Annotated in this window: 20 protein-coding genes and 1 pseudogene; 17 read left to right on the top strand and 4 right to left on the bottom strand. The window is 43.7% G+C overall.

What is annotated here, in order from left to right; translation table 11 throughout:
• Positions 1-9: 9 nt before the first annotated feature.
• The 7 genes from C7Y71_RS07365 (at position 10) to C7Y71_RS07335 (ending at position 8277) form a co-directional block, all read left to right on the top strand.
• A complete protein-coding gene (locus C7Y71_RS07365; RefSeq protein WP_111898247.1) occupies positions 10-465 on the top strand; it encodes a DUF4878 domain-containing protein in 456 nt (151 codons plus the stop codon).
• Positions 466-508: 43 nt separating this feature from the next.
• Entirely contained in the window at positions 509-1060 is a 552-nt protein-coding gene (locus tag C7Y71_RS07360; protein WP_111898248.1) for a DUF4878 domain-containing protein, read from the top strand.
• 96 nt (positions 1061-1156) lie between these two features.
• On the top strand, positions 1157-2236 hold the full coding sequence (gene gmd, locus C7Y71_RS07355) for a GDP-mannose 4,6-dehydratase (RefSeq protein WP_111898390.1): 1080 nt from the start codon (positions 1157-1159) through the stop codon (positions 2234-2236).
• Positions 2237-2246: 10 nt separating this feature from the next.
• A complete protein-coding gene (locus C7Y71_RS07350; RefSeq protein WP_111898249.1) occupies positions 2247-3329 on the top strand; it encodes a GDP-L-fucose synthase family protein in 1083 nt (360 codons plus the stop codon).
• Positions 3330-3544: 215 nt separating this feature from the next.
• Entirely contained in the window at positions 3545-4846 is a 1302-nt protein-coding gene (locus C7Y71_RS07345; protein WP_111898250.1) for an inositol-3-phosphate synthase, read from the top strand.
• A gap of 129 nt (positions 4847-4975) precedes the next feature.
• Positions 4976-7567, top strand: coding sequence for a DUF5686 family protein (locus C7Y71_RS07340; RefSeq protein WP_226943413.1), 2592 nt, complete (start codon positions 4976-4978; stop codon positions 7565-7567).
• Positions 7568-7590: 23 nt separating this feature from the next.
• Complete coding sequence (locus tag C7Y71_RS07335) at positions 7591-8277, top strand: YARHG domain-containing protein (protein WP_111898251.1); 687 nt, start codon at positions 7591-7593, stop codon at positions 8275-8277.
• Between the two features lie 328 nt (positions 8278-8605).
• On the opposite strand, the gene C7Y71_RS07330 is transcribed toward C7Y71_RS07335, so the two are convergent.
• Positions 8606-9364, bottom strand: coding sequence for a BACON domain-containing protein (locus tag C7Y71_RS07330; RefSeq protein ID WP_146739397.1), 759 nt, complete (start codon positions 9362-9364; stop codon positions 8606-8608).
• Positions 9365-9674: 310 nt separating this feature from the next.
• Positions 9675-10103 carry a PH domain-containing protein gene (locus C7Y71_RS07325; RefSeq protein WP_111898253.1) on the bottom strand — a complete coding sequence of 143 codons (429 nt, stop codon included), beginning with the start codon at positions 10101-10103 and terminating at the stop codon, positions 9675-9677.
• A 338-nt stretch (positions 10104-10441) separates the two neighbouring features.
• Here C7Y71_RS07325 and C7Y71_RS07320 point away from each other — a divergent pair, with 338 nt between their 5' ends.
• The 6 genes from C7Y71_RS07320 (at position 10442) to C7Y71_RS07295 (ending at position 18794) form a co-directional block, all read left to right on the top strand.
• On the top strand, positions 10442-11935 hold the full coding sequence (locus C7Y71_RS07320; protein WP_111898254.1) for an SLC13 family permease: 1494 nt from the start codon (positions 10442-10444) through the stop codon (positions 11933-11935).
• 554 nt (positions 11936-12489) lie between these two features.
• Positions 12490-13593, top strand: a complete 1104-nt coding sequence (gene ychF, locus C7Y71_RS07315) for a redox-regulated ATPase YchF (RefSeq protein ID WP_111898255.1) — start codon at positions 12490-12492, stop codon at positions 13591-13593.
• Positions 13594-13649: 56 nt separating this feature from the next.
• On the top strand, positions 13650-14501 hold the full coding sequence (gene lgt / locus C7Y71_RS07310; protein WP_111898256.1) for a prolipoprotein diacylglyceryl transferase: 852 nt from the start codon (positions 13650-13652) through the stop codon (positions 14499-14501).
• A 30-nt stretch (positions 14502-14531) separates the two neighbouring features.
• The gene (locus C7Y71_RS07305) at positions 14532-16124 is read left to right on the top strand and encodes a tetratricopeptide repeat protein (protein ID WP_146739399.1); all 1593 of its coding nucleotides are present in this window, start codon (positions 14532-14534) and stop codon (positions 16122-16124) included.
• A 55-nt stretch (positions 16125-16179) separates the two neighbouring features.
• Positions 16180-17190, top strand: coding sequence for a TlpA disulfide reductase family protein (locus tag C7Y71_RS07300; protein WP_111898258.1), 1011 nt, complete (start codon positions 16180-16182; stop codon positions 17188-17190).
• Positions 17191-17228: 38 nt separating this feature from the next.
• Positions 17229-18794, top strand: coding sequence for a YifB family Mg chelatase-like AAA ATPase (locus C7Y71_RS07295; RefSeq protein WP_111898259.1), 1566 nt, complete (start codon positions 17229-17231; stop codon positions 18792-18794).
• 407 nt (positions 18795-19201) lie between these two features.
• On the opposite strand, the pseudogene C7Y71_RS12225 reads toward C7Y71_RS07295, so the two are convergent.
• A pseudogene (locus tag C7Y71_RS12225) lies at positions 19202-19697 on the bottom strand (IS982 family transposase).
• Positions 19694-20101 (bottom strand): hypothetical protein, encoded by a 408-nt coding sequence (locus tag C7Y71_RS12220; protein ID WP_394366600.1) that lies wholly within the window; start codon positions 20099-20101, stop codon positions 19694-19696. The pseudogene C7Y71_RS12225 and the gene C7Y71_RS12220 overlap by 4 nt, the downstream one beginning before the upstream one ends.
• Positions 20102-20430: 329 nt before the next feature.
• Between C7Y71_RS12220 and C7Y71_RS07285 the strand changes: the two genes are divergently transcribed.
• The 4 genes from C7Y71_RS07285 to C7Y71_RS07270 all read left to right on the top strand — a co-directional run bounded on the left by C7Y71_RS07285 (position 20431) and on the right by C7Y71_RS07270 (position 25555).
• Complete coding sequence (locus C7Y71_RS07285) at positions 20431-22215, top strand: WG repeat-containing protein (RefSeq protein WP_111898260.1); 1785 nt, start codon at positions 20431-20433, stop codon at positions 22213-22215.
• A gap of 456 nt (positions 22216-22671) precedes the next feature.
• Positions 22672-23583 carry a bacteriophage abortive infection AbiH family protein gene (locus C7Y71_RS07280; RefSeq protein WP_111898261.1) on the top strand — a complete coding sequence of 304 codons (912 nt, stop codon included), beginning with the start codon at positions 22672-22674 and terminating at the stop codon, positions 23581-23583.
• 2 nt (positions 23584-23585) lie between these two features.
• The gene (gene rhuM / locus C7Y71_RS07275) at positions 23586-24596 is read left to right on the top strand and encodes a RhuM family protein (RefSeq protein WP_111898262.1); all 1011 of its coding nucleotides are present in this window, start codon (positions 23586-23588) and stop codon (positions 24594-24596) included.
• A gap of 272 nt (positions 24597-24868) precedes the next feature.
• The gene (locus C7Y71_RS07270) at positions 24869-25555 is read left to right on the top strand and encodes an outer membrane beta-barrel protein (RefSeq protein ID WP_111898263.1); all 687 of its coding nucleotides are present in this window, start codon (positions 24869-24871) and stop codon (positions 25553-25555) included.
• Positions 25556-25626 lie beyond the last annotated feature (71 nt).

Below are 25626 nucleotides of genomic sequence, written 5' to 3'. Positions count from 1 at the left end.
CCTTACGTCATGCCCACCTTCTCGCTCAAGAACATCAAACTGACAAACAAACAGAAGAATATTCTGATAACTGCAGTGTGCGTTATGCTGACAGTACTTATCCTCCTCCTGATTTTCCGAAAGGATGAGTTTAAGATACAAGCCGGAAGCCCTGCCGAAACAATGAGCGAGTTCTACAACTACATACAGAAAGGAGACATCGACAAGGCCGCCACGCTAATTGACCGCTCAAAAATCTATCATGGCAGAGACGTAAAACTCTCTGAAGAAGAGGAAAACCGACAAGCAACCGACCTACTTTATACATACATCAATGGTGTGCATATCAACAGTTACAAAATCACTGGAGAAAACATCGTCGGCGACACTGCCATAGTTGTCATTAAAACTGATGGCATCGGACCCATCCACGGCGACAAATACACCTTAATCAGGAAAGACAGTGTATGGAAAGTGGTCTTATAAGAACTTTTTTTAACAAGAAATTCTAACATAAAAAATATCGACAATGAAACAATTATTCAAAGTGTTCATCGCCATTTTGGCATTTGCTTCTCTCACATCATTTCAAGACATAGAAGTACAGCCCATACCCATAGTAAAAGGCAATCCTGCTTACGTGGTCAACGAATTCTACAACCATTTGGTCAATTTCGAATTCAAGCATCTCGGACAATATGTCTATATCGACGACCAACTCGACTACGGCATGAAGAAGTCGAAGGTGGAGAAAGAAGCCAATGAGAGACTACAAAGAAGATACGAATCGGCACCTCGCATCAAGTCGTTCAGCATCAAGGACGAGTCTGTCAAAAATAACAACGCACTTGTGCAAGTGCTTATAAAATACCATAACGGCGAATTTGGAGAAGAAACCTATACATTACGCAAAGACCACAGTGGCGAATGGAAAATCTGTTTCGACCATGGAGCATCATTCAACCCTGACGAATCTGCTGCAAAGACCACTGAAACAGTGACTACAGTAAAGCGTATCATCACGACATACGATGAGGACGGCAATGTTATCAGCAGAGAAGAAGAAATCGTGAACGAATAACGAACCACATTTTTCACTAATAAAGAACTACGAATTACATGGAGAACAAAAATCCGTGTAATTCGTGGTTTATAAAAAATTATAAAAAATATGTATATGAAAAAAGTTGCTTTAATTACAGGTATTACAGGGCAAGATGGATCTTTCCTTGCAGAATTTCTTCTTGAAAAAGGTTATGAGGTTCATGGCATTATGCGTAGGTCTTCATCGTTCAACACAGGGCGAATAGAGCACCTTTATCTTGACGAATGGGTGCGCGACATGAAAAAAGCTCGCCTCATCAACTTGCATTGGGGCGATATGACCGATTCTTCTTCGCTTGTACGCATTATTCGCCAAGTGGAACCTACAGAAATTTACAACCTCGCTGCCCAAAGCCATGTTAAAGTATCTTTCGATGTGCCAGAATACACCGCTGATGCCGATGCACTCGGTGTATTACGACTATTAGAGGCTGTTCGCATTTGTGGTTTAGAACACAAGTGCCGCATTTACCAAGCCAGCACGAGCGAACTCTATGGAAAAGTGCAGGAAGTTCCTCAAAGCGAAACCACACCTTTCTATCCACGTTCACCCTACGGTGTAGCTAAACAATATGGTTTCTGGATTGTGAAGAACTATCGCGAAAGTTATGGCATGTATTGTGTGAACGGCATTCTTTTCAACCATGAGAGCGAGCGACGTGGTGAGACCTTCGTAACGCGCAAGATAACACTTGCTGCAGCGCGTATAGCACAAGGTTTTCAAGACAGACTTTATCTCGGCAATTTGAATGCCTTACGCGATTGGGGCTATGCTCGCGATTATGTGGAATGCATGTGGCTCATGCTTCAGCAAGATGTACCTGAAGACTATGTCATTGCCACAGGAGAGTATCACACAGTTCGCGAATTTTGCCAATTGGCTTTCCGAGAGGCAGGCATTGAGTTGCGTTTTGAAGGAGAAGGATTGCAGGAGAAAGGCATAGACACCGCAACGGGAAAAGTGCTTGTAGAAGTTGATCCAAAATACTTCCGACCGGCAGAAGTAGAACAATTGCTCGGTGATCCAACAAAGGCTAAAACGCGTCTTGGATGGAATCCACACAAGACCAGTCTTGCAGAACTTGTCCACATCATGGTGGAACACGATTTGCGTTTTACACGCAAACTCTATCTTCGTCCAAAAGAACTCTAACGCAACTACTATGATCAACAAGAATGCCAAAATATATGTTGCTGGCCATCGTGGGTTGGTGGGTTCTGCCATTTGGAAAAATCTGAGTGATCGCGGTTTCACGAACCTCATTGGCAGGACACATGCCGAACTCGATTTGCTGGATGGCGCGGCTGTACGTGCCTTTTTCGATGCAGAGCGACCCGATGCCGTGGTGCTCGCAGCAGCGCATGTAGGCGGCATAATGGCGAACAGCCGCTATCGCGCCGACTTTATCTATCAGAATCTTCAGATACAGCAGAACGTCATAGGAGAAAGTTTCCGCCACGACGTACAGAAATTGCTCTTTCTCGGAAGCACTTGCATCTATCCGCGTAATGCGCGGCAACCCATGAGCGAAGACGCACTCTTAACTTCGCCACTCGAATATACTAACGAACCATACGCTATTGCCAAGATTGCCGGACTGAAACTTTGTGAGAGTTTCTCGCTGCAATATGGCTGCAACTACATTGCCGTGATGCCTACCAACCTCTATGGACCTCGCGACAATTTTCACCTCGAGCGGAGCCATGTGCTCCCCGCTATGCTGCGTAAGGTGCACCTCTCCCATCTCCTCCTCGAAGGCAACGAAACAGCCCTGCGCCGCGACCTCATGCTGCGACCCGTGGAAGGTATCGACGGACAAGCCGCAATGAGCGATATAGAAACAGTGCTGAAGAAGTACGGCATAGAGCGCGAAACAGTAATGCTCTGGGGAACAGGCACACCCCTGCGCGAGTTCCTCTGGAGCGAGGAGATGGCAGATGCCAGCGTGCACGTGCTACTCAACGTTGACTTTGCCGACACTTACGCGCCCGACGACACAGAGGTACGGAATTGCCACATCAACGTTGGCACGGGACGGGAGCACACCATCCGGCAGGTTGCTGAATTTGTAGTAGATACCATTGGCTACAAAGGTGAACTGCGGTGGGACGCTTCAAAACCAGACGGCACACCCCGAAAACTTACCGACGTGAGCAAACTGCACCAATTGGGCTGGCACCACAAGATAGAACTGCAGGAAGGAGTTAGTTTGCTTTATAAGTGGTATCTCAAAGGCGAACTCTGAACATAAAAAACGGCAATATATTTTTAAAATCCAAAAAAGTTTTCAGTTTCTTTTAAATTGTATAAATTTGCACGCTACACTAAGAACTCCTGTCGCTTAATAGAGCATTTATATAGGGAAAAGGCTTTCTTTTCTGTAGCATCTCTGCCTAAGATGATGTATCAAGAAATAGGAATTAGGAAGAAAGAATCAATCAATAGGATCAAAAAATAATAATGGAAACAGCAAATGGCAAATTGGGTGTTTTGGTTGTAGGTCTTGGTGCCGTAACTACCACCTTTATGGCTGGTACACTGATGTACCGCAAAGGCTTAGGTCTTCCCGGAGGGTCTGTTACCCAGATGGCAAAAATTCGCGTTGGACGCGGAAAAGATCGCAAATACCTCAAAGTGAGTGAGATAGTACCACTGACAGACTGCAAGGACATCGAGTTCGGCTCATGGGACATTTTCCCGATGAATGCGTACGAAAGCGCGATGAATGCAAAGGTTTTATTGCAGAAGGACATCGATCCAGTACGCGATGAACTTGAAAGCATCAAACCCATGAAGGCTGCATTCGACCCTGAATATGTTTCGCGCCTGGCAGGTCAGGGCGGTAACATCAAGGATGGCGACAGAGCAGCATTGGTTGAGCAGTTGCGTGAAGATATCCGCAAGTTCAAGAGCGAACATGGCTGCGACCGCGTCGTAGTAATCTGGGCGGCATCCACAGAGAAGTTCATAGACTACAACCCTGCAGTTCACAGTAAACTGGAAGACTTCGAGAATGCCATCAAAACCAACGACAAAGCCAACATTGCTCCATCGATGCTCTATGCATACGCAGCATTGCAAGAAGGCGCACCATTCGTGATGGGCGCACCGAACATCTGCGTTGACATACCTGCCATCTGGGAACTCGCCGACAAGAAAGGCCTGCCCATTGCAGGAAAAGACTTCAAGACAGGACAAACACTGATGAAGACCGTTCTGAGCCCTATGTTGCGCACGCGTTGCCTCGGTCTGAGCGGATGGTTCTCCACAAACATCCTCGGCAACCGTGACGGCGAAGTGCTCGATGCCCCCGAAAACTTCAAGACAAAGGAAGTTAGCAAACTGGGCGTTATCGACACCATCTTGAAGAAAGAAGACCAGCCCGAACTCTACGGCGACATCTTCCACAAAGTGCGCATCAACTACTACCCGCCTCGTGGCGATGCCAAGGAGGGATGGGACAATCTCGACATCTTCGGATGGATGGGACAGGACTATGGCATGCAGATTAAGGTCGATTTCCTCTGCCGCGATTCTATTCTTGCTGCTCCTATCGTACTCGACCTCGTGCTTTGCTCCGACCTCGCTCTGCGTGCAGGACTGAAAGGCACACAGCGCTGGATGAGTTTCTTCCTGAAGAGCCCAATGCACGACTACACACAAGGCGAAGAACCTATTCACGATTTGTTTCAGCAATACACCATGTTCAAGAACAAGATTCGCGAACTCGGAGGCTATGAGCCCGACGAAGAACTGGAATAAACCTTCTGTAGAAAACAACATCTAACGATTAACAGCCGGGGCGAAAGAGGACAACACCTCTGCCCCCACTGTTAATTTTTGATTATAATGAGACGCGGAATTCTGCTTCCGCAAAAAAAATTTGCGACATTGAAGAAGTCTCTGATTTTCACCGTACTCCTCTTGTCTGTGCTCGTAGCAAAAGCGCAGAAAACTATCGTGGGCACAGTCATAGATGAAATTACCGGCGAGCCTGTCGTTATGGCAAACGTTTTCTTCGACGACGGCGTGATCTCACAGACCGACTTCGAGGGTAAATTCACAAAAGAATACCAGCGAAGCAAACTCCACGTGGCATGCGTGGGCTATAATGCCAAAACCATCTCCATCAAGCACCTGAAAGATACCATAGAGGTAACACTGCTACCATTGGAGAATACTGGCGGAAAGGCTATAGTCAAAGGCAAGAAACAGAAGTACGACCGCAAGAACAATCCTGCGGTGGAACTGATGAAGAAGGTCATTGCTAACAAGAAGCAGACTGACCTCCATAGCCACGACTATTTCTCCTACGAGAAGTACACAAAGATGGTCTTTGCATTCAACGAGGTTACGGAGCAGTCGTTCGAGAGTGGCATCATGAAGCCGTTCAGTTTCATGAAGGACGGTCTCGAAGTGTGCAACGCTACGGGAAAACTCACCCTCCCCATATCCATAGACGAAACTTCGTCCACACAAGTATGGCGAAAGAAAACCAACACTGAGAAAACCATCATTACCGGTCAGCGTACAAAGGGACTCAAAGATATCCTCAAGTCAACAGGAGAAATGTTCAACGTAATACTGAAGGACTGCTTCACCGATGTGGACATCTACGAGGACGAAATCAGACTGCTGCAATACCCCTTCCTTAGTCCTATCTCGTCAAAGAATGCCATCGGATTCTACCGCTATTTCCTGGGCGACACCATCAACATAGGAACAGACCGCTGCGTGGACGTAACATTCACGCCGAACAATTCGCAAGACTTTGGCTTCAGCGGCCATCTGTACGTGGTGGTGAGCGATTCGTCCTACCGGGTAAAACACCTCAAGATGGGTATTCCTTACCGCTCCGACGTAAACTTCGTGAAGGATATGCAGATTATACAGACCTATGCGCAGTTGCCCACAGGAGAACACGTCATCGAGCAGGACGAGATGATTATCCAGATGGAACTCACCAACTTCCTTCATAAGTTCCAGGTTACGCGCGACAACTACTATTCCCACTTCGACTTCGGTGTCATCCCCGACCGCACATTCAAATTCGATGGTGACACACGAACGGAGGCGAATGCCTTGATGCGTGACGAGCAATTCTGGGACGATAGGCGTGCCAACAATCTGAACAACGATGAAGAGGCTGTCAATCGTGTGGTAACCTCTGTAAAGAAAGCGAAAGGGTATAAAGTCATTATGCCTATCATTCAGGCTGTGATGGAAAACTTCATCGAAACGGGTAGCGAAAAAACACCAAGCAAAATTGACATAGGTCCTGTGGTTTCATCCATTTCATCGAACAAAGTTGAAGGCCTACGTTTAAGAGCTTCTGCACAAACCACTGCCAACCTCAACCCACACCTTTTCTTCAAAGGCTACATGGCATACGGCGTAAAAGACCACCGTTGGAAAGGCGCGTTGGAAACCATATATTCTTTCAACAAGAAAGCATATCGCCCACATGAGTTCCCACGCCACAACCTCACATTCGCCTTCAAGGATGATGTCATTTCGCCGAGCGACCAATTCCTTGGTCCGGATAAAGACAATGTGTTCAAGGCCCTCAAATGGACAACCATCGACCACATGTACTATGTCCGCTCTTTCGACATCAATTATGTAAAAGAATGGGGTAACGGCTTACAGATTTGGGGTGGCTTATACCACGAGCGCATGGAACCCACACTCGAAATGTTCTTCCAGCCAACAAATCTCATAGGACCAAGCCAAAATCCTGCAGACCACATCAAGTACATACATAAGAGTGAGGCTGAAATTGGCATTCAGTACCAGCCGGGCGTTACATGGATCAACACGAAGCAGAATCGCTATGAATCTAATTACGATGCACCGATTCTGCGGTTCAAGCACCGATTCGGGTTCAAAAATGTACTGAGTTCAGAACATGCCTCAAACCTTACCGAAGCATCCATCTACAAACGCTTCTGGGTGGGCTCTTGGGGTAAGATAGACCTCCTCCTCAGAGGCGACATTCAATGGAACAAGGTGCCTTATCCATACCTCATCCTTCCTTCAGCCGACCTTTCCTACTTTATGGAGGACGGCACATTCAGCCTCGTTGACAACATGGAATTCCTCAGCGACCGAGCGCTCTCGTTTTTCGGATCATGGGATATGAACGGAAAAATACTGAATCGTATTCCTCTCATCCGTAAACTCAAGTGGCGCGAACTCTTCGGATGCAACGTGCTTTGGGGGCATCTCACATCGAAGAACGATCCCTTCGTCAATCCTGACGATCCAGACCTGTTCTTCTTCCCGGGACGATTCAACGAAAACGGAGAGTTCAGATACCTCTCGAGAAGCATTAACAGTTCGAAACCTTATGTGGAAGTCTATGCCGGAGTGCACAACGTGTTCAAGTTCTTCCGCATAGAGTATTTCCGTCGACTCACATACCTGAGCAACCCCGACACTCACCGATGGGGCATACGTTTCAAATTTGAATTCTCATTCTAATCACACTTTTTATACTTTTCATCATGACCCACAAAGAACTATTCAGAAAACCATTGACAATGCTTACTGCTATTGCAGCAATAGCATTTTGCATCAGTCTGACATCTTGCGACAAACTCCCGTTCCTGCAACGCGACAAGGGTTCATCCACTCCCGAAGCAACTGAAAGCAGCAAGGCTGAAAAGGCTGAAAAAGAAGTTGTTGAAGAACCCACCACCGAAACAGAAACTGAAGTAGTGGAAGATAACAGCGCCAAGGAGAGAATTGCAAAGGCTGAAGCAAGAACGGCAGAAGCGGAAGCAGCAGAAGCAGAAGCAAAGGCAGCAGAGGCAGAAGCCAGAGCAGAAGCAGCAAAAAAGGCTGCACGTCAAGCACAACAGGAACCCGTAGTACAACCACGTGCACCAAGAGCAGACCCTCCTGCACCAAGACGCGGCGGAGGAGCCGGCTATGACCCTTCTTCAAGGTACGACTGGCTATCCTATCGACTTGCAACGTATGATGACATCAGTAATATGTCGAGATACGAAATCAAAGTGATGAAAAACTCCATCTATGCACGCCACCACTATGCCTTCCAGACTTCTGCAATGATCAACCATTTCAGCAGAAAGTCATGGTACAACGGCTATCTCTCAATGGGCGAGGCATCTGCCAGCTTCAACAGCACAGAAAGAAAGAACGTTGAGTTCCTCAAGAGATACGAATAATTACTCGTATCCCTGAACTAACCAAACAAACAAGAAACACGGGCGAAGCAAATTAAAATGCTTTGCCCGTGGTTTATATAATCAATTATTCAACTTGGGTTAAGGGGTTGTCGCCAAAATCGTTGAAGACCTCTCCTCTTTCTGTATTTTTCTATTACTACCAAGTAAACGTGCTTTCTGCATAAAAACCAAATGTTAGGAAGAATGCTATATCAATCTCAAAAAGTAAGATAAATGAATGCATTCTCCCTAACACTTGTACTTATCAGCTATGAGTCTCTATAATTCTATCATAGTGGACACAGATAGTTTATTGTTACTTCTATAGTCAATGACCTTGCCCTCCACAACTGGGACATCTCATTCGACCGCTACCCCTGCGAAGTGTACTTCTATCCGCTGCACCTTGTCCAGCCCAAGCTTCAGAGCCAGAACCACCGCATCTGGTACATCCATTAGTTGCACCGAAAGGAGGTCCGTCAAAATGCTGATCATAGGAACCTCTTCCTCCGCACCTTGAACACCTCACTTTTCCTGAACCGCCACATTTGGAGCAAATATTACCCTTTTGGCTCACGTGAATTACTGCCATCTGGTCATCACCGGTTAAAACAACATCACCATACTTGGCACCTCCATCATTTGCTGGTGCAGTTACTGTAAGTACGCCGTTCTCATAAGATGTCTCAAATGCTTCTGACTTAACCTGAATTTCGCCATCAGTATCTATATCTACGGTTTCTGTTCCTCCTTCTTTTTCAAATGCTAACTTGTCATTTGAAGGTGTGATATGGGTACACTTGGTGGCTTGAGTCACCTTGATAGTGATCTCAACATCTTCTTTGCCCTTTAGCACAACGTCCCCCTTACGAACAGCGCCAGTCTCATTACGGGTCGTTTTGAGCACCAACACGCTATCCTTAACCTCCGTCTGTACCCAGTCGGGCGACGTCATCAATTCCCAAGTGCCATCTGTGCTGATGTTCACTGTTTGTTCTCCGCCCTCTATTGCAAAATCAACGGAATTTTTGTCTGGTGTGATAAAAGTGGCTCCACCGCATGAAAAGAACGCTAATAACGCCACCACGCTAATAAAATTGAATAGTTTTTTCATAATCGTACTTTTAATGTTTAATTGTCCCAATTACAAAAATAGAGTTATAAGATTAAAAAAAATACCCCCCCCCTGTTAAAAAATGTTAAAATTTTCACATCAAGCGTTTTTGAACCAAAATAAACTCGAAAAACAATGACATTACCCGCCATAACTGTATTCTCTACATCGTCGCTGGGACACCCAAAATACGAAACAAAAATTATTAAGGTATGCTCTATTAATATATTGAGACGTTTTATAGATTTGTTTTCAGTAGGTTGCTATTTTGAATAAGAGATCCCTATTCGTTCTTGCAAACTATATTAGGATTGATGCCTCTCAAACAATCAATAAATCCCTGTTTGTCTGCGGGCGAGAGAAGAATAGTTCTGCGTTTACTGTATCTGATTTCCAAACGATCGAGCGATGCTGCAGGAGAAGCCAGCCATGAACTGCTGGCACGTATCTCGCGAATATCAGCAACAGGTATGGTATATGAGAGTAAAATAAAACTCCTTACAAAAAGTGTGTCTTCGCTTACCTCATACCTGATATTGAAAATTGCGAAAAAGACAAACACCATGACTGCCACAAGGACTATATTGATGATATAAGCCAACAACTCTGAGTTATCTATGGAAAAACATGCGCCTGCAACCAACAACGTGCTTGCAACCATCACTATGATGAGCCACGCATCTACTTTCGACTTGAATACCCTCTTTCCCATTTTTCAAGAATTTGAATCTAATATTTCGCAAAAATACGAAAAATCACGTTCTTTTATTAGTATCCAGAAAAACGGATTGAAAGCCCATAGCCTGAGACAATGCCTCTGAATGCTTATGAACAATAGCAAAGACGCGCTGAAAACGCAAAAGCAGAAACAGAACGAACGACCTGATAACATGTTCAATGAACTGAAGTTGTATTCTTAAGTTTACATTTTATCACCTTCCACACCAAAAAAGGGCGTATTTTGGAATGTTTGCTTTGCAATAAAAATCTTTTTATTCAAAAACATTTAATTTTGCGCTTCGAAAAGACAAAATAAAAAATTACAGACACATGTTTAAGATTTTTCATGGTTTCCATTTGCTCGATGCTTACCACAAGGCAAAGCACGATAAACCCGAGAGCGAAGGCAAACTGATTAAGAAGGCTATTTTCAGTGCCATTATCCTCGTTGTTACACTCACGCTCTGGAACCTGCCTGCCGACAGTTTTGGCATTCCGGGACTGACAGCAGTTCAGCAACGTGTCATTGCCATCTTCGCTTTCGCCACACTCATGTGGATCTTCGAGGTGGTGAGCTCATGGGCAACGTCCGTGGCGATAATGGTGTTGCTGCTGCTCACATGTAGCGACAGTGCTTTCTTGTCTTTCCAAACGGCAGACCCCGAACATTTACTCGACTATAAGAAAGTGATGGGCGCCTTTGCTGATCCCACCGTGATGCTCTTCATCGGTGGATTTGTCCTTGCCATTGCGGCTACAAAGACTGGTCTCGACACCTATTTAGCACGCGTTCTCCTCACACCATTCGGAAAGAAGAGTTCTAACGTTTTGCTCGGTTTCATCGTCATTACGGGACTTTTCTCCATGTTCATCAGTAACACGGCTACAGCAGCAATGATGCTGGCATTTCTCACCCCAGTGTTCCGACAACTGCCACCCGAAGGAAAGGGACGCATAGCACTGACGCTTTCCATACCTATCGCAGCAAATATCGGTGGTATGGGAACACCTATCGGCACACCACCGAATGCCATAGCACTCAAAGAACTCAACGAACTCAATCTTGGAATAGGATTTGGACAATGGATGATGATTATGATACCCGTGGTCATCATCGTTCTCTTCATCTCATGGTTCCTCTTGCTCAAACTGTTCCCCTTCACACAGAAAACCATCGAAATCGAAATAGAAAGCGGACTGAAACCGGGTGTGAAGACTATCGTGGTTATCATTACGTTCGTTATAACAATCTTACTTTGGATGCTTGATAAAATAACTGGTATAAATGCAAATACCGTAGCACTTATTCCAATGGCTATTTTTGCTATAGCAGGCGTCATCAAACGCGCAGACTTGGAGGAGATCAACTGGTCTGTCATCTGGATGGTGGCGGGTGGTTTCGCATTGGGCGGAGCACTCAAGCAGTCAGGACTCTCTGAAGCAGCGGTCAAGGCTTTGCCATTCGCGCAATGGTCGCCAATCGTAATCCTTATCATTTCAGGACTGATTTGTTATGCACTGTCCAACTTCATCAGCAATTCTGCAACAGCCAACCTCCTCGTGCCTATCCTCTCTACCGTATGCGCAGGCATGGGCGACTCACTCGCCGCTATTGGTGGCACAACAGTGGTACTCGTAGGTATCGCAGTGGCTGCAAGTAGCGCCATGGTGCTACCCATCAGCACACCGCCAAACGCCATTGCCTACTCCACAAACCTCGTACAGCAGAAAGACATGGCAAAAATCGGACTTATCGTAGGTGCCATAAGTCTCATTATTGGCTATGGAACACTCTTCCTTGTCGGAGAACTCGGCATCCTATAGAAAATTTCTATAACAGAAATACATATACTCATCTAAATCTCCCGGTTTCTCCGATGAAATCGGGAGATTTCTTTTTAGTATCCGTACAGAAAAACTATAACTAATTGATATGCACAAAAAAAAGCCGTCGAGATTTCACATCTGGACGGCCATAGATGGTATTATTGTAAGATGAAAAGACATTGCCTTTGTGCATAACCTGCACGCAGGCAAAACGAAATAAAATTTGGAATCCTCAACGCTTCGAGGAATTGAATTACACTGCAAATATATAAGGTCTTTTTTAATAAACCAAACTTTTGCAAACTTTATTTTACAAAATCACGCTTAATTTGTTAATTTTTGTCTATTTTCATGTATAACTCTTGTCTTTGAACCCAAAAATGTGACAGCATTTGCTCCCATCGACATTTTTTCCGTCTCATTTGTCGTTCTGGTACTGCAAACTTTTTCAAAGTTCTTCACGCTTGCCACAAAAGTGCGTTTTTTCCAAATTCCTTTTGCCAATCGCGCGTACCTTCGTAATTTTGCATGAATAAATCGTAATAAAGGAAATGGCATTACAATGTGGCATAGTAGGACTGCCTAACGTGGGCAAGTCAACTCTCTTCAACTGTTTGAGCAACGCCAAGGCACAAGCAGCAAATTTCCCGTTCTGTACTATTGAACCCAACGTGGGTGTCATCACTGTACCCGACGAACGTCTGACCAGGCTGGCTGAAATAGTCCATCCAGGACGCATCGTGCCTGCGACGGTGGAAATAGTGGACATTGCGGGTCTAGTGAAAGGCGCTTCGAAAGGCGAAGGACTCGGCAATCAGTTTCTCGGCAACATCCGGCAGACGGATGCCATCATACACGTGCTGCGATGCTTCGACGATGGAAATGTGGTGCATGTAGACGGCAGTGTTGACCCTGTGCGCGACAAGGAAATCATCGACACAGAACTCCAACTCAAAGATCTTGAAAGCATCGAGAGCAAAATCTCTAAAGTAGAGAAACTTGCCACCATGGGCGGCAACAAGGACGCAAAAGTTGAATACACCGTGCTGAAAGCCTATCACGATGCACTCATTCAGGGCAAGTCCGCACGCACTGTGCAATTTGACACGAAAGAAGAACAACAGGCGGCTCACGACCTCTTCCTTCTCACCACAAAACCCGTGCTCTACGTCTGCAACGTGGATGAAGCCTCTGCAGCAACTGGCAATGCGTACGTGGAACAGGTACGCGAGGCAGTGAAGGACGAAGGGGCGGAAATACTCGTTGTGGCAGCACGCACAGAGGCGGATATCGCCGAACTCGAAAGTTTCGAAGAACGACAAATGTTCCTCGAAGATGCCGGCCTCACCGAAAGCGGCTGCAACCGCTTGATAAAGACCGCCTTCAGGATGCTCAACCTCGAGACATTCATTACTGCTGGGGAGATGGAGGTGAAGGCATGGACCTACCGCAAAGGATGGAAGGCACCGCAATGCGCAGGCGTGATACATACCGACTTCGAACGCGGCTTCATACGCGCAGAAGTCATCAAATACGACGACTATATACGTCTGGGCAGCGAAGCAGCAGTGCGCGACGCAGGACTACTGCACATCGAAGGAAAGGAATATGTCGTGCAGGACGGCGACATTATGCATTTCAGGTTCAACGTGTAACTTTTATATTACGGCTCATTATTCTCATTCTGACCCTTTAGAACATACCGCACTATATGTTTTCATTCATCATCTGGGACCCCAACAAAACAATCCTTTCCATCGGAGGATTTGAACTGCGGTGGTATTCCATGTTCTGGATCTTGGGACTTGCCATCGCTTTCTTCGTTGTACTCAAACTATACAAGCACCAAAAGATTGAGGACAGCAAGTTTGAACCGCTTTTCCTCTATTGTTTCGTAGGAATCCTCCTCGGAGCACGCCTCGGACACTGCCTACTCTACGAACCGGGCTATTTCCTCAGCCACCCGCTGGAAATTTTTCTGCCCATGCACAAGATGGACGATGGCAGTTGGAAATTCACGGGATATGCAGGTCTGGCAAGCCATGGCGGGACGCTGGGGCTTATGATTGCACTCTGGATATATGTCAAGGTGGTAAAAGTACCGCTCTGGACGGTGGTGGACAACATCGCCATAGCCACACCTATTACCGCCTGCTGCATCAGGCTCGGAAACCTCATGAATAGCGAAATAGTAGGAAAAACCACCGAATCACCAATCGGGTTCATCTTCGTACAGAATGGCGAGGACTTTGCAAGACACCCCGCACAACTTTACGAAGCAATAGCCTATTTCATACTATTCATCATAAGCCTATATGTCTATTACAAATGGCATAGACAGACAGCCGGAACGGGATTCTTCTGCGGACTCTGCCTGGCATACATCTTCATCTTCCGCTTTTTCATCGAATTCCTCAAAGAGGTACAGGAAGGTTGGGAGAACGATATGGTAAATGCCATAGGGCTCAATCAAGGACAGATGCTCAGCATTCCTTTCATCATCATCGGGGTGTGGATGCTCATCAAACCGCCAGGCAAAAAGAAAAAGAAGGAAATTGCATAAAAACAAGCCATTTCATCGATATTTTAAGGTATGAACGCCTCTTTGCACTTTCGCTCATACTTGTGGCAAAGCATTGCTTGCCTCCTCCTTGCATTGACATTGCTATCGTCGTGTGGAAAGACACTGCAATTTACCGAAAGCGATTTCGCGGCTAAGACATCACCGCTGGAAGTGGTCAGAAACGAAATACCTGTGCTCATTTTCGGACATTTTCACAAAGGAACAATGCCACCGAATGCAGTAGTCAACATGACACCACTGCTCCGCTACGAAGGCGGACAAACCAACGGCAGCACCATCACCTTCCAAGGGGAGAAAGGAAAACTCAACTGCCGGACTATAAACCGAAAAATAGAGGAGACATTCAGCATACGCGATGTTTTTGAGTACAAGCCCGAAATGCAACGCTGCGAACTCTTCTTACACTTCGATGCAAAAGTGGGCAAAAAAAGCATCGATATTCCCGAAATAAAAATAGCAGAGGGAACCATAGCCACGTCCACACTCATACAAAAAACAGTTTGTACGGCAAACACAGCCATGGCACAGGACAAGTTCAGAAAAGCCATTTCCGACCGACAACTGCAACTTGTCAAGAAACTGCACCACGAAATCTATACCCGACGAAGTTCTCTGAGAACCACGTCTATCAATGATTTCATCCTTACACTGCGACACATCGAGGAAGAACTACCCATATACAATTTCAGCCAATACGAAGGACTCTACACAGCAGGCAGCGTATCGCGATTCTCACCTGCAGACTGGGACACTTTCAAGAAGTTCATCGAAATGTGCAATGTGGAGAATGGAGATGAGATGAAGCAAGTCATCGAAACAGCAAGAACAGCAGAGGAGTGCGAAGAACAAATTGCCGCATTCGGTGACGACTATGCCAACCTCATAAGCATTGTCCTGCCATACATCAGGCAGAACCGACAAAACGACAGCCGCCTGCTCATAGGGAAAAATGACGCAGAAATCATGAGACTGAGCATCAACCACCCAGAAAACCTCTCTGCCGATGAACTGCTCTATGCTGCAGCAATAACAAGGAACCTACAGGTCAAGAAAAATATCTATGCTGCAGCAGTGCACCTCTTTCCCGATGACTATCGGCCAGCCAACAACATTGCAGCACTCGCCATTCACGAAGCGGACACTGCACAGGCAAGAACGTTCCTTGAAAAAGCACTTGAAGTAGCACCCGACGCACCGGAACCCAACCTCAATGCAGCACTGCTCGAAATAGCATGCAACCACTACAAAAAAGCGATAGAACACCTCAAAAAGGCTACCACGACAGACGAATACAACGAAGCACTCGGAAACTTGCAAACAGCACTCGGAAACTATAAGGAAGCTCTGACCTGCCTCGCCGACAACAAATCTACCACTACAGCACTCGCACACATCCTCATACACAACTATCAGAAAGCAGAGGAAGTGCTCTGCGAATTGCCAACCATAGATGCCACAGGAAACTATCTGCTCGCCATCTGTGCAGCAAGGCAAAATAAGATTAACCAGGCAACAATGTTGCTCAACGATGCTATAAAAATAGACCGGCACCTCAAAGGACACGTGGAAAAGGACCTTGAATTCAAAGAAATAAAGCATTAACATCCTGTCGCAACCTTCAGAAAAATCACAACAAAAACACTATATTTGCAACACAATGGGAAAAAAACACTTATATATTTTCTTATCGGGCATCATCACCTTGATACTCTGCTCATGTGGTGTGCCGGAAGGGCATGTGAGGCTCTCGGGAAAGATCTCACAGGTAAAGGAGGCTGACTGCTTTATCTATTCCACAGACGAAAGTTTTTCAAGAGTGGACACCATCCACATCTCCGGCGGAAAGTTCGAAACAGACATTCCGCTGAAGAAGCCCATCGTTATGACACTACTATTGCCCAGTTTCTCGCAGGTAAGTTTCATCGCAGAACCCGACAAGGAAATCACATTCAAGGCATCGGCTGAAAAACTCGCTGAAATAGAAATACATGGTAGTGAGATGAATGACCAACTCACGGAATTCAGACTGAAAAACCTGCAAAAAAGCGACAGGGAAAAACGACTCGCTGCAGTGCAGTTTATCAACGACAACATCAAGTCGCTCACCGCAATAGCAGTATTCCGGGAGTACTTCCTCGAAAACAAAGATGTCAACCCCATACAAGCACAGGAACTCATCGAAAAACTGCAGAACGCACAAGGAAAGAACCATGCAGTAAAGACGATGGTGCCTCTCGCAGAAGCCAGAATTGCCGGCTCGGAAGGAATGACTATACCCGAATTTGCCGGAGAAACACTTGACGGCAACATCGTTTCGAAGGACAATTTCGCAGGAAAACCTGCATTGTTCTACTTCACAGCCTCATGGAGCAACCATTTCGTCTCTACACTCAAGACCATACGCAATCTCGAAAGAATGCCGGACAGAAATTTCAACATACTCGTCATAGCACTCGACTATGACACACGCACACTGCAACAACACGTGGAGAGAGACTCCATTGTTTCGCCTGTCCTATGCGACCAAATGGCATTCGACTCGCCTAATGTCAGGAACTTCGGCATAACGTACGTGCCAGGAAACATTCTTATCGGAAGCAACGGAAGAATAGTGGAGCGCGACGTCGATGACGCCAAACTCCCCGACAGACTGAAACAACTCAAATAGAGATTTATCACAACCCACACATTAACCCATATACAGTCGTGCTCGTAAAAGTTCACACAGCAGCAGTCAACGCACTGACAGCACTCGAAATAGTAGTAGAAGTTGACCTCTCTTCAAACATCAGAAGCGATGAGCAGAAAAGCATCATCATGGTAGGACTGCCTGACAATGCAGTGAAAGAAAGCCAGACGCGCGTGAAATCTGCACTCGCCAACTCAGGCTACAAAATCCCGCCCAACTACGTTACTGCCAATTTCGCACCTGCCGACGTCAGAAAAGAAGGTTCTGGCTACGACCTGCCACTCGCCATAGGCCTCATCGCTGCGGCAAAAATGGCTGACATACATGCGCTTGAAAAAACTATGTTTATGGGAGAACTGGGACTCGATGGTTCAGTACGGCCCATCAAAGGAGCACTTCCTATTGCCATACTCGCACGAAAAAACGGATACGAAAACCTTATCGTTCCTGCAGAAAATGCAAGAGAGGCAGCAGTGGTGAACCGGCTCAAAGTGTTCGGAGCAAGCAAAATCACTGATGTCGTAGATTTCATCAATGGCAACCCTACCCTCACACAAACCATTGTGAACACACGCGAAGATTTCTATGCAGCACAGACCGACTATCCGCTCGACTTTTCTGAGGTGAAAGGTCAGGAAAACGTGAAGCGGGCGCTCGAAGTGGCTGCGTCGGGAGGACACAACATTCTCCTCGTAGGTAGTCCCGGTTGTGGAAAAAGCATGATGGCTAAGCGACTGCCAGGCATACTGCCGCAACTCACACTCGCAGAAAGCCTCGAAACCACACAAATCTATAGTGTGGCAGGAAAACTCAAGCAACACACGAGCCTCATCACACAGCGACCCTTCCGCTCGCCACACCACACCATCTCCGACGTGGCACTCTGCGGTGGCGGCATGTCGTTCCAGCCGGGCGAAATCAGTCTGGCGCATAACGGTGTACTCTTCCTCGACGAATTCCCCGAATTCTCCAAAACGGCACTCGAAACCATGCGACAACCGCTCGAAGACCGCGAAATATCCATCAGCCGAGCAAAATACACTGCCACACTGCCCTGCTCATTCATGCTCGTGGCGTCCATGAACCCATGCCCCTGCGGCTACCACAACGACCCGGCACACGAGTGCCACTGCACACCTGGACAAATCATGCGCTACATGTCGAAGATATCAGGACCACTGCTCGACCGCATCGACCTGCAATGCGAGATACAGGCAGTGCCCTTCTCCGACCTCGCAGAAATGGCACCGGGCGAACCGTCGGCGGCAATACGGGAGAGGGTCATCCGGGCAAGGCATATACAGGAGGAACGCTACAAAGCCCACAAAGGCATACACTGCAACGCACAAATGACAGAGCGCATGCTACAGCAATATGCACGACTAGACGCACTGTCCATGGAAAAACTGCGCATGGCTATGGAACGCCTCAAACTCTCCGCCCGAGCATACAACCGTATCCTCAAGGTGGCAAGAACCATAGCCGACCTCGCAGCACAAGAAAATATACAGTCCGAACACATCGCCGAAGCCATCAGCTACCGCAACCTCGACCGTAGCGACTGGGCTGAAAACGGGGTGTAGGCACGTAAGAAAACGGATGAAAATAAAAGTATAGAGAAAGAAGAAATCTAATAGCCGACAAAACTTATGGAATGTACGAGAATTTAAAACATTCCTGGGTTATATGACCTACTTCCTTATTAAAGGAATGACAAAGTTTAATAAAACTCTTTGAAGAGAAAAAGTTCGCGCCATGTATGATGACGTGGAGGAGAAAAGGGTTTTTCCAGTAGTCGACGTCTGTACCATTCTTACTGAAAGTAAAGACGCAGCAGCATATTGGAGAAATATAACAAAGTCTGAAAGCTGAAGGAAAGAATGCGTGAGGCATTGGCTGCGAAGGCAAGATGAGAGTTTACGTATTGTTCACAAGCTAGTGTAATTGCGTGCAATGCCCGTATAGTATTTTAACGTGAGTTCGGTATAAGTTAAGAAGCAATCAGTCTGCTTTTATCAATAATTTCTATGTTCATACTCGGCTTTTTCGGCATGAAATTGTAAGCAATCATTGCTGAGAGCATATTCGTCAGGAAATTGTCGACGTAACGATGTCTTGTATGTTCAATGCAGCAGATGTTTTTCAGTTCATCGTTTACAGTTTCTATTACGGCACGTTTCCTGAGGCAGATTTTGTCATAGATATTATCAGTGAGTTTTTCATGTTCTTCTTTATTTTTGTGACAAGGTGGATGTCATCGATGAACAGCTGCTCAAAGAGGCTTTGGCTTATATACCCTCTGTCGGCAAAAAGTTTTCCGAAAATTGTTTCGTGATTTTTTCTTTTTTTAGCGGTTCCCTGTCATCAACATTACCAGGTGTCAGCATCCACTGTATTATTTTCCCTCTGTCGTTAATGATAAGATGCAACTTGAATCCATAGAACCATCCCATCGTGCACTTTCCTTTGGCCGCAAGCCCTTTCATGGTCTTGTGCATGTGTGCTCGCTTGATATGGCAGGAGACAATGGCGTAGAGTCTATGATGGACATGCCGGTACATTTACCTAAGGCGCATGTATTCAAGAACAGGAGCAAATGCAGTAAAAATTTTTGCTGACGTTCCACGAAACGGTTATAAGAGAGCGTGTTTGGAAATTCCTTGCGCATATGTTGGCAGATGTAACCGAGGTAGAACGTTTTCAAATCTCTGAAATGGGATGTATGAAAAAGTACCAGCATTGTCATAATTTCAGCGTCCGAAACACGGCAGGAACGGTTGCGATGCTGTTTTCCATCAGCAGCAATAAGGTGTTTTTTTAGTTCAGGATTGAAAATTTTACAAAATTCGTCAAAAATACAATAAATTTCTACTAAATTTGCAGTTGTCATGGGAGTTGAGATTTTATTATTAATTATTTGATTTTCAGCAATAAAGATACAATAAAAATCTCACTACCACAATTTTTTCGACATTTTCTTATGCCGAACTCACGTTATTTTAATTTTATGACGCCAACGAATGCTCATATATGCTATTGCAAAATAAGAAAGAGAATTTTCATGAAAATAAATGCAAATCAATATCACAATAAAACTCTCTACACTATCTTCCAAATATTCAAAGAAGCATTCACTTTAATAGACCTTATTGGAGCGTAAAACATATAGTCCAAATAGCGCAACAATTGAGCTGAAACATAGAATTATAAAAAACTGTTATGAAATTTAGTTTTAAAACTCTAAAAGGCATTTACCTATTAAGGTTGCCTAATTTTCGATCAAAATTTAGAAAAAGAATTCATGGGACACAACTCGATAAAGTTAACTCCTATTTAATCTATAACGCTAATGACAAGACATCAAAAATTATAGATTATGAAGAAGTTTGGGCTTCTACATTTGATAGTAATTTTGAATGGTTTATAATAAATGAAAATGAAAAGTTTATAGTAGCTGAAAACGGAAAATGCTTTCACATGGATACAACGGGGACAATATCACCTTATATAGGTGATATTCATTCAATGAGAAGCAAAAAGATTAATATAATTCCCAAAAAGAAAAAAAAGAAAAAAGATAATACCTTAGCCCCGTTAAATAGAATTGAAACAGATTCTATTCCCTTTTTTGAAAAAGGAGGGAATAAACTCTGTTATACACTTGGTAAAACAATTGAGCTTCCATTTAAAATATGGGAAAGTTTTGATGATCTCATTTTAATTTATAAAGATATTATCGCCAATAAAAAAAGTTTCCCTATACGTAAATACGGCATAGCTAATAAAAATGGTGAAATTATTGTTGAACCTATATTTGATAATATAAATTACAAAATATTCGAATCAAAAAAAGAAAAGTTATATTTAGTAGAATTGGATGAAAAATATGGATTAATTAATGGGAATGGCAAGGAAGTATTGCCAACAAAATACAAAGGGATTGAAGATTATGATGAACGTGTCGCAATAGTAGACAACGGTACAAAACTCATAAATATTAGAACAGGAAAAGTCCTTTACACTTGCGATCTTTTTCAAATGGATAAAATTACAAAAGGATGGATTGCTGTATCAAATAAAGGACTCTTAGATACAAATGGTGTGTTTTTCCCAATTTCATTAAAAAAAGTAGAAAATCTAAATCGTTCTGATGACTTTCTAACATTTAAATGGGGTGAAAATTATGATATAATTGGTTCTAAAGTTTGTGATGGGCTTATTCCTGTTTATGACAGTCATAGAGGCTATGGCTATGTTAACATCAATAGTGTTGAGGTAATTAAATGCAAGTATAATGAGATAAACTATTTTTCTAATGGTAGAGCAAGAGTACGATATGATACAGAATTTGGCTATATCGACACAAAAGGAAACATTATTGTTACAAAAGGGAAAGACGAAATCCTCATTCCTAACAAATACGATTGGGCATACAATTTTTGTGGAAATGTTTCTGTAGTTCAACAAGGTACACGTTTTGGATTAGTTGATTATAACCTAAATGAGTTATTACCATGTGTTTTTTATTCTCCCAATGATGTTATAAAGTCTTATAAAAAAGTTTTGCTATCAAACAGTAAAAAGTATAATCAGGAGTGTTTAATTGAATTAGAACCCCCTGAACCGTTTAAAGAAAATGGTCTATATGGTTTTAAAAGGATAGATGGAAAAATTTTATGTCCTCCTATTTTCCGTTGTGCTCACTGTTTTATCGAAGGTAGAGCTTTGGTATCAATAGGAAATAAGTATGGTTTTTTGAATGAAAATCTAGAATTTTCTATTCCACCCATCTACTATTCTGCAGAAGATTTTTCTGAAGGTTTAGCTTTAGTAAATAATCGTGATTATATTAACAAAGAAGGCGAATGTATTATACACACAAGTCATAACATAGAAAGACTTTCATCATTTTTTGGAGGTACAGTTAATTGTGACTATAATTATTGCCAACCTGGAAGAGATAATGAAACTTATGAAATAACTAAAAGGGTTCTAGGTTTTTAAGTATGACTAAAAATCACTACTGTCCACTAAAATAATATAAAGATGCAATATAATGCTGAAAAAACTTACAATACAAGTACATGCGAACGGACTTGAAAAGCTCTTTTTCTAGATAATTAGCTAATTGGCATCATAAGCGTCCGGTAAAATTTTGATTATATCCATGCTATCGGTTGAATATCAAGGTCTTATGTGTGAAATATAAGCGCGACGATTTGAAACACCATCTATGTTGAGAATCAGCAATTTGCGAATAAAAAGCATTGTTTTTAGGGCTTTTATAGCTCCGAAAGCGGATAGAATTCATAATGTCGAATTTTAACGGGACACCAGTGAATTGGCATAAAAAAGGGTTAAAAGACATTTTTATAACCAATATATGTACTATTTTTCATTTCTCAATAATTAAGTGGACACTAGTGGCTAATAATTTTTTACTATAAATTAGACTTGAAAATGCAATCCTCGACTTTATATATAATTGGTAATGGGTTTGACTGCTTTCATAATTTACCAACAACTTTTTTTGATTTTGGGAAATACATCAAATATCATAATAAAGAATTCTATCTTCTACTTTTTGACTGGTTTCCCACTTATTATAACCAAATGGTTGAATCATTTTCTTTATGGGAAAATTTTGAAAAGGGTCTCAAGGAGATTGACCAAGACTTATTATGGCAATACATAAATAACAATCTTACACCATTAGGTTCGGATAATTGGGGTGATGAAGACAATCACAGAGTTCAATTCATGACACAGACTTTACTTGATTCTCTGTCAAACAAATTAAAAGAATATCTTAGCAATTGGATTTGTTCTGTAGACATTAAAGCAGCAACTAAACGATTAGATTTGGATGAAAAAGCGATTTATTTAACTTTTAATTATACAAGAACATTAGAGGACTATTATAAAATATCTTCTGAACAAATTCTTCATATTCATGGTATAACAGATAATCCTAACTCCATAATTTTTGGACATAATTTAGATGTCTTACCAGTCGTAGAAAATGATTTCGATGATATTAGGTTATTTGAATGTGAAAGAATCATACAAAATAATTATTTTAAAAAAACTTTAAAACCAATAGAAAATATAATTACTACCAACAACGAATTCTTTTCTTCATTACAAAAAATATCTACAATTATAATAATAGGGCATTCTATAAATGATATTGATTTTCCTTATTTTAAAAGAATATGGACTATAATAGATAATAACACTATATGGAAGATTTCATTTAAGGATTTAGAAGACAAAGAAGAACATTTAGAAGAGAAGATTGATATTCTAGTTAATTTGGGAGTAAATAGAAAACATATCGCCTCTTTTTTAATGGATGACATTACTATATAAAAATGAACAACGAAATACAATTCATATTATATCAGTTACCAGACGAAGAAGGCAAGGTTCAGGTAGTTATTAAAGACGAAACGATATGGGCTACGCAGAAGGCGATAGCACAACTGTTTGGCGTAGGAATACCTGCTATCAGCAAGCATCTTAACCATATCTTTGAAGAAGGAGAACTGGATAAAGAAGTGGTTTTTTCCAAAATGGAAATAACCACTCAGCATGGTGCCATTGAAGGGAAGACCCAAAAGAGTGAAACGGCATTCTATTCTCTAGATGCCATTATCGCAGTTGGCTACCGTGTCTCATCTGCGCGAGCCACAAAGTTCCGTCAGTGGGCAACAAAAAATCTGAATGAGTACATCAGGAAAGGATTTGTGCTTGACGAAGAACGCTTGAAGCAAGGCACGGCCGTATTTGGCAAAGACTACTTCCGCGAATTGTTGGAGAAGGTGCGAAGCATACGTGCCAGTGAGCGACGTATTTGGCAACAGATAACGGATATTTATGCAGAATGTTCTTTTGACTACGACCGCAATTCACCTACTACCAGAGAGTTCTACCAAATGGTGCAAAACCGCTTTCATTATGCCATCACAGGACAGACGGCTCCAGAGATTATCTATACACGTTCCGACCATACGAAGAAAGATATGGGCTTACAGACATGGAAGAATGCTCCGGATGGACGTGTTTTGCTGAGTGACACCAAGATAGCAAAAAACTACTTGCCAAAAGTGGAAATTCGTCGCTTGGAACGTGCCGTTTCTGGTTATTTCGACTACATAGAAGATCTCGTAGAGCGCGAGAACGCTTTCAGCATGGAGCAATTCGCAGCATCGGTCAATGAGTTTTTGACCTTCCGACGTTATGCACTCCTACCCGACAAAGGAAAGATTAGCCGAGAGGAAGCTGATCAAAAGGCTGAAGAGGAATACAAGCTTTTCAATCCTACGCAAAAGATTGACTCAGATTTCGACAAACAGATTCGTGGCCTATTCGATGACAAGTAAGTGTTACATGGCTTCGAGTATAAAAACGAAAACAGACACTAAAATCCCCCGACAGTATCGACCTGAAATGAGAGATACAAGCTGCGCACTTCTCCGACCTCGCTGACCGCAACCTCGACCGCTCCGATTGGGCTGAAAGCGGGGTATAGCACCAAACAGGATGGATTTTAAGTGCCTGAAAGACAAAACACCATTATTTTTATGTATTTTTGCGGTACTAAGAATCAAGAATTGGTTTTCACAGCACCCATTACATTGAATTTCAATATAATATGAGATACAAGAGCATTATACTGCTGGCACTCTCTGCCATGTTGTGCCTGACATCGGAGGCACAAGTGAAGAAATTTATAGCCAAGGCGAGCAACGACCCGTTCGTCAAGTCGCTCACATTCTACGGGCGCATCGGATGGGGATATAACGGCATGACTGGTTCGCCATCACCCGAATTCAAGTCGGGATATGACGTCGCCACCGGTGCGCAGCACAAACTGAACACAAGCGGTCTTTACTGCAATGCAGAAATCGGTATGAGTTCAAGAGGCTTTCAGGAGAGCGGCGAAAGGGACTATGGTGCCGAGCATCTGAATTTCAAGCAAAAAGCCAACGCCATACGCATCGGCATAGGCGCAGGAAAAATATACACACTCAAGAACCCACGTCTGGCGCTCGACCCGCACATCGGCATATATGCCTCCTACGACGTGGGAGGTAGCCGCGATGCATGGATAGTGGTCGATGGTTACAAACAAACCGTAAACGGCGACATAGGCACAGGCAGATGGTACAAGGACTGGAACGAGTGGGACATAGGAGGAGAAATAGGCTGCGCACTCTGGATCAACTCCAGATACGGCATCGACGCACGATACAGGCAAGGCATACTCGATGCCATCACACTCGACGGTAAACACGCACAAACCAGTAACGTCATCATCAGTTGTGCCATGAAGTTCTGAAAACTATAGATACTATAGAGGCTATAGAAACTATAGAGATTATACCGAAGAAATGGGGCTATTATCTTGTG

It is taken from the genome of Pseudoprevotella muciniphila (assembly GCF_003265305.2).
GTDB classification, from domain to species: Bacteria; Bacteroidota; Bacteroidia; order Bacteroidales; family Bacteroidaceae; genus Alloprevotella; species Alloprevotella muciniphila.
Note: the sequence above shows the minus strand (reverse complement) of the source record. Positions and strands in the feature narration are given on the sequence as shown.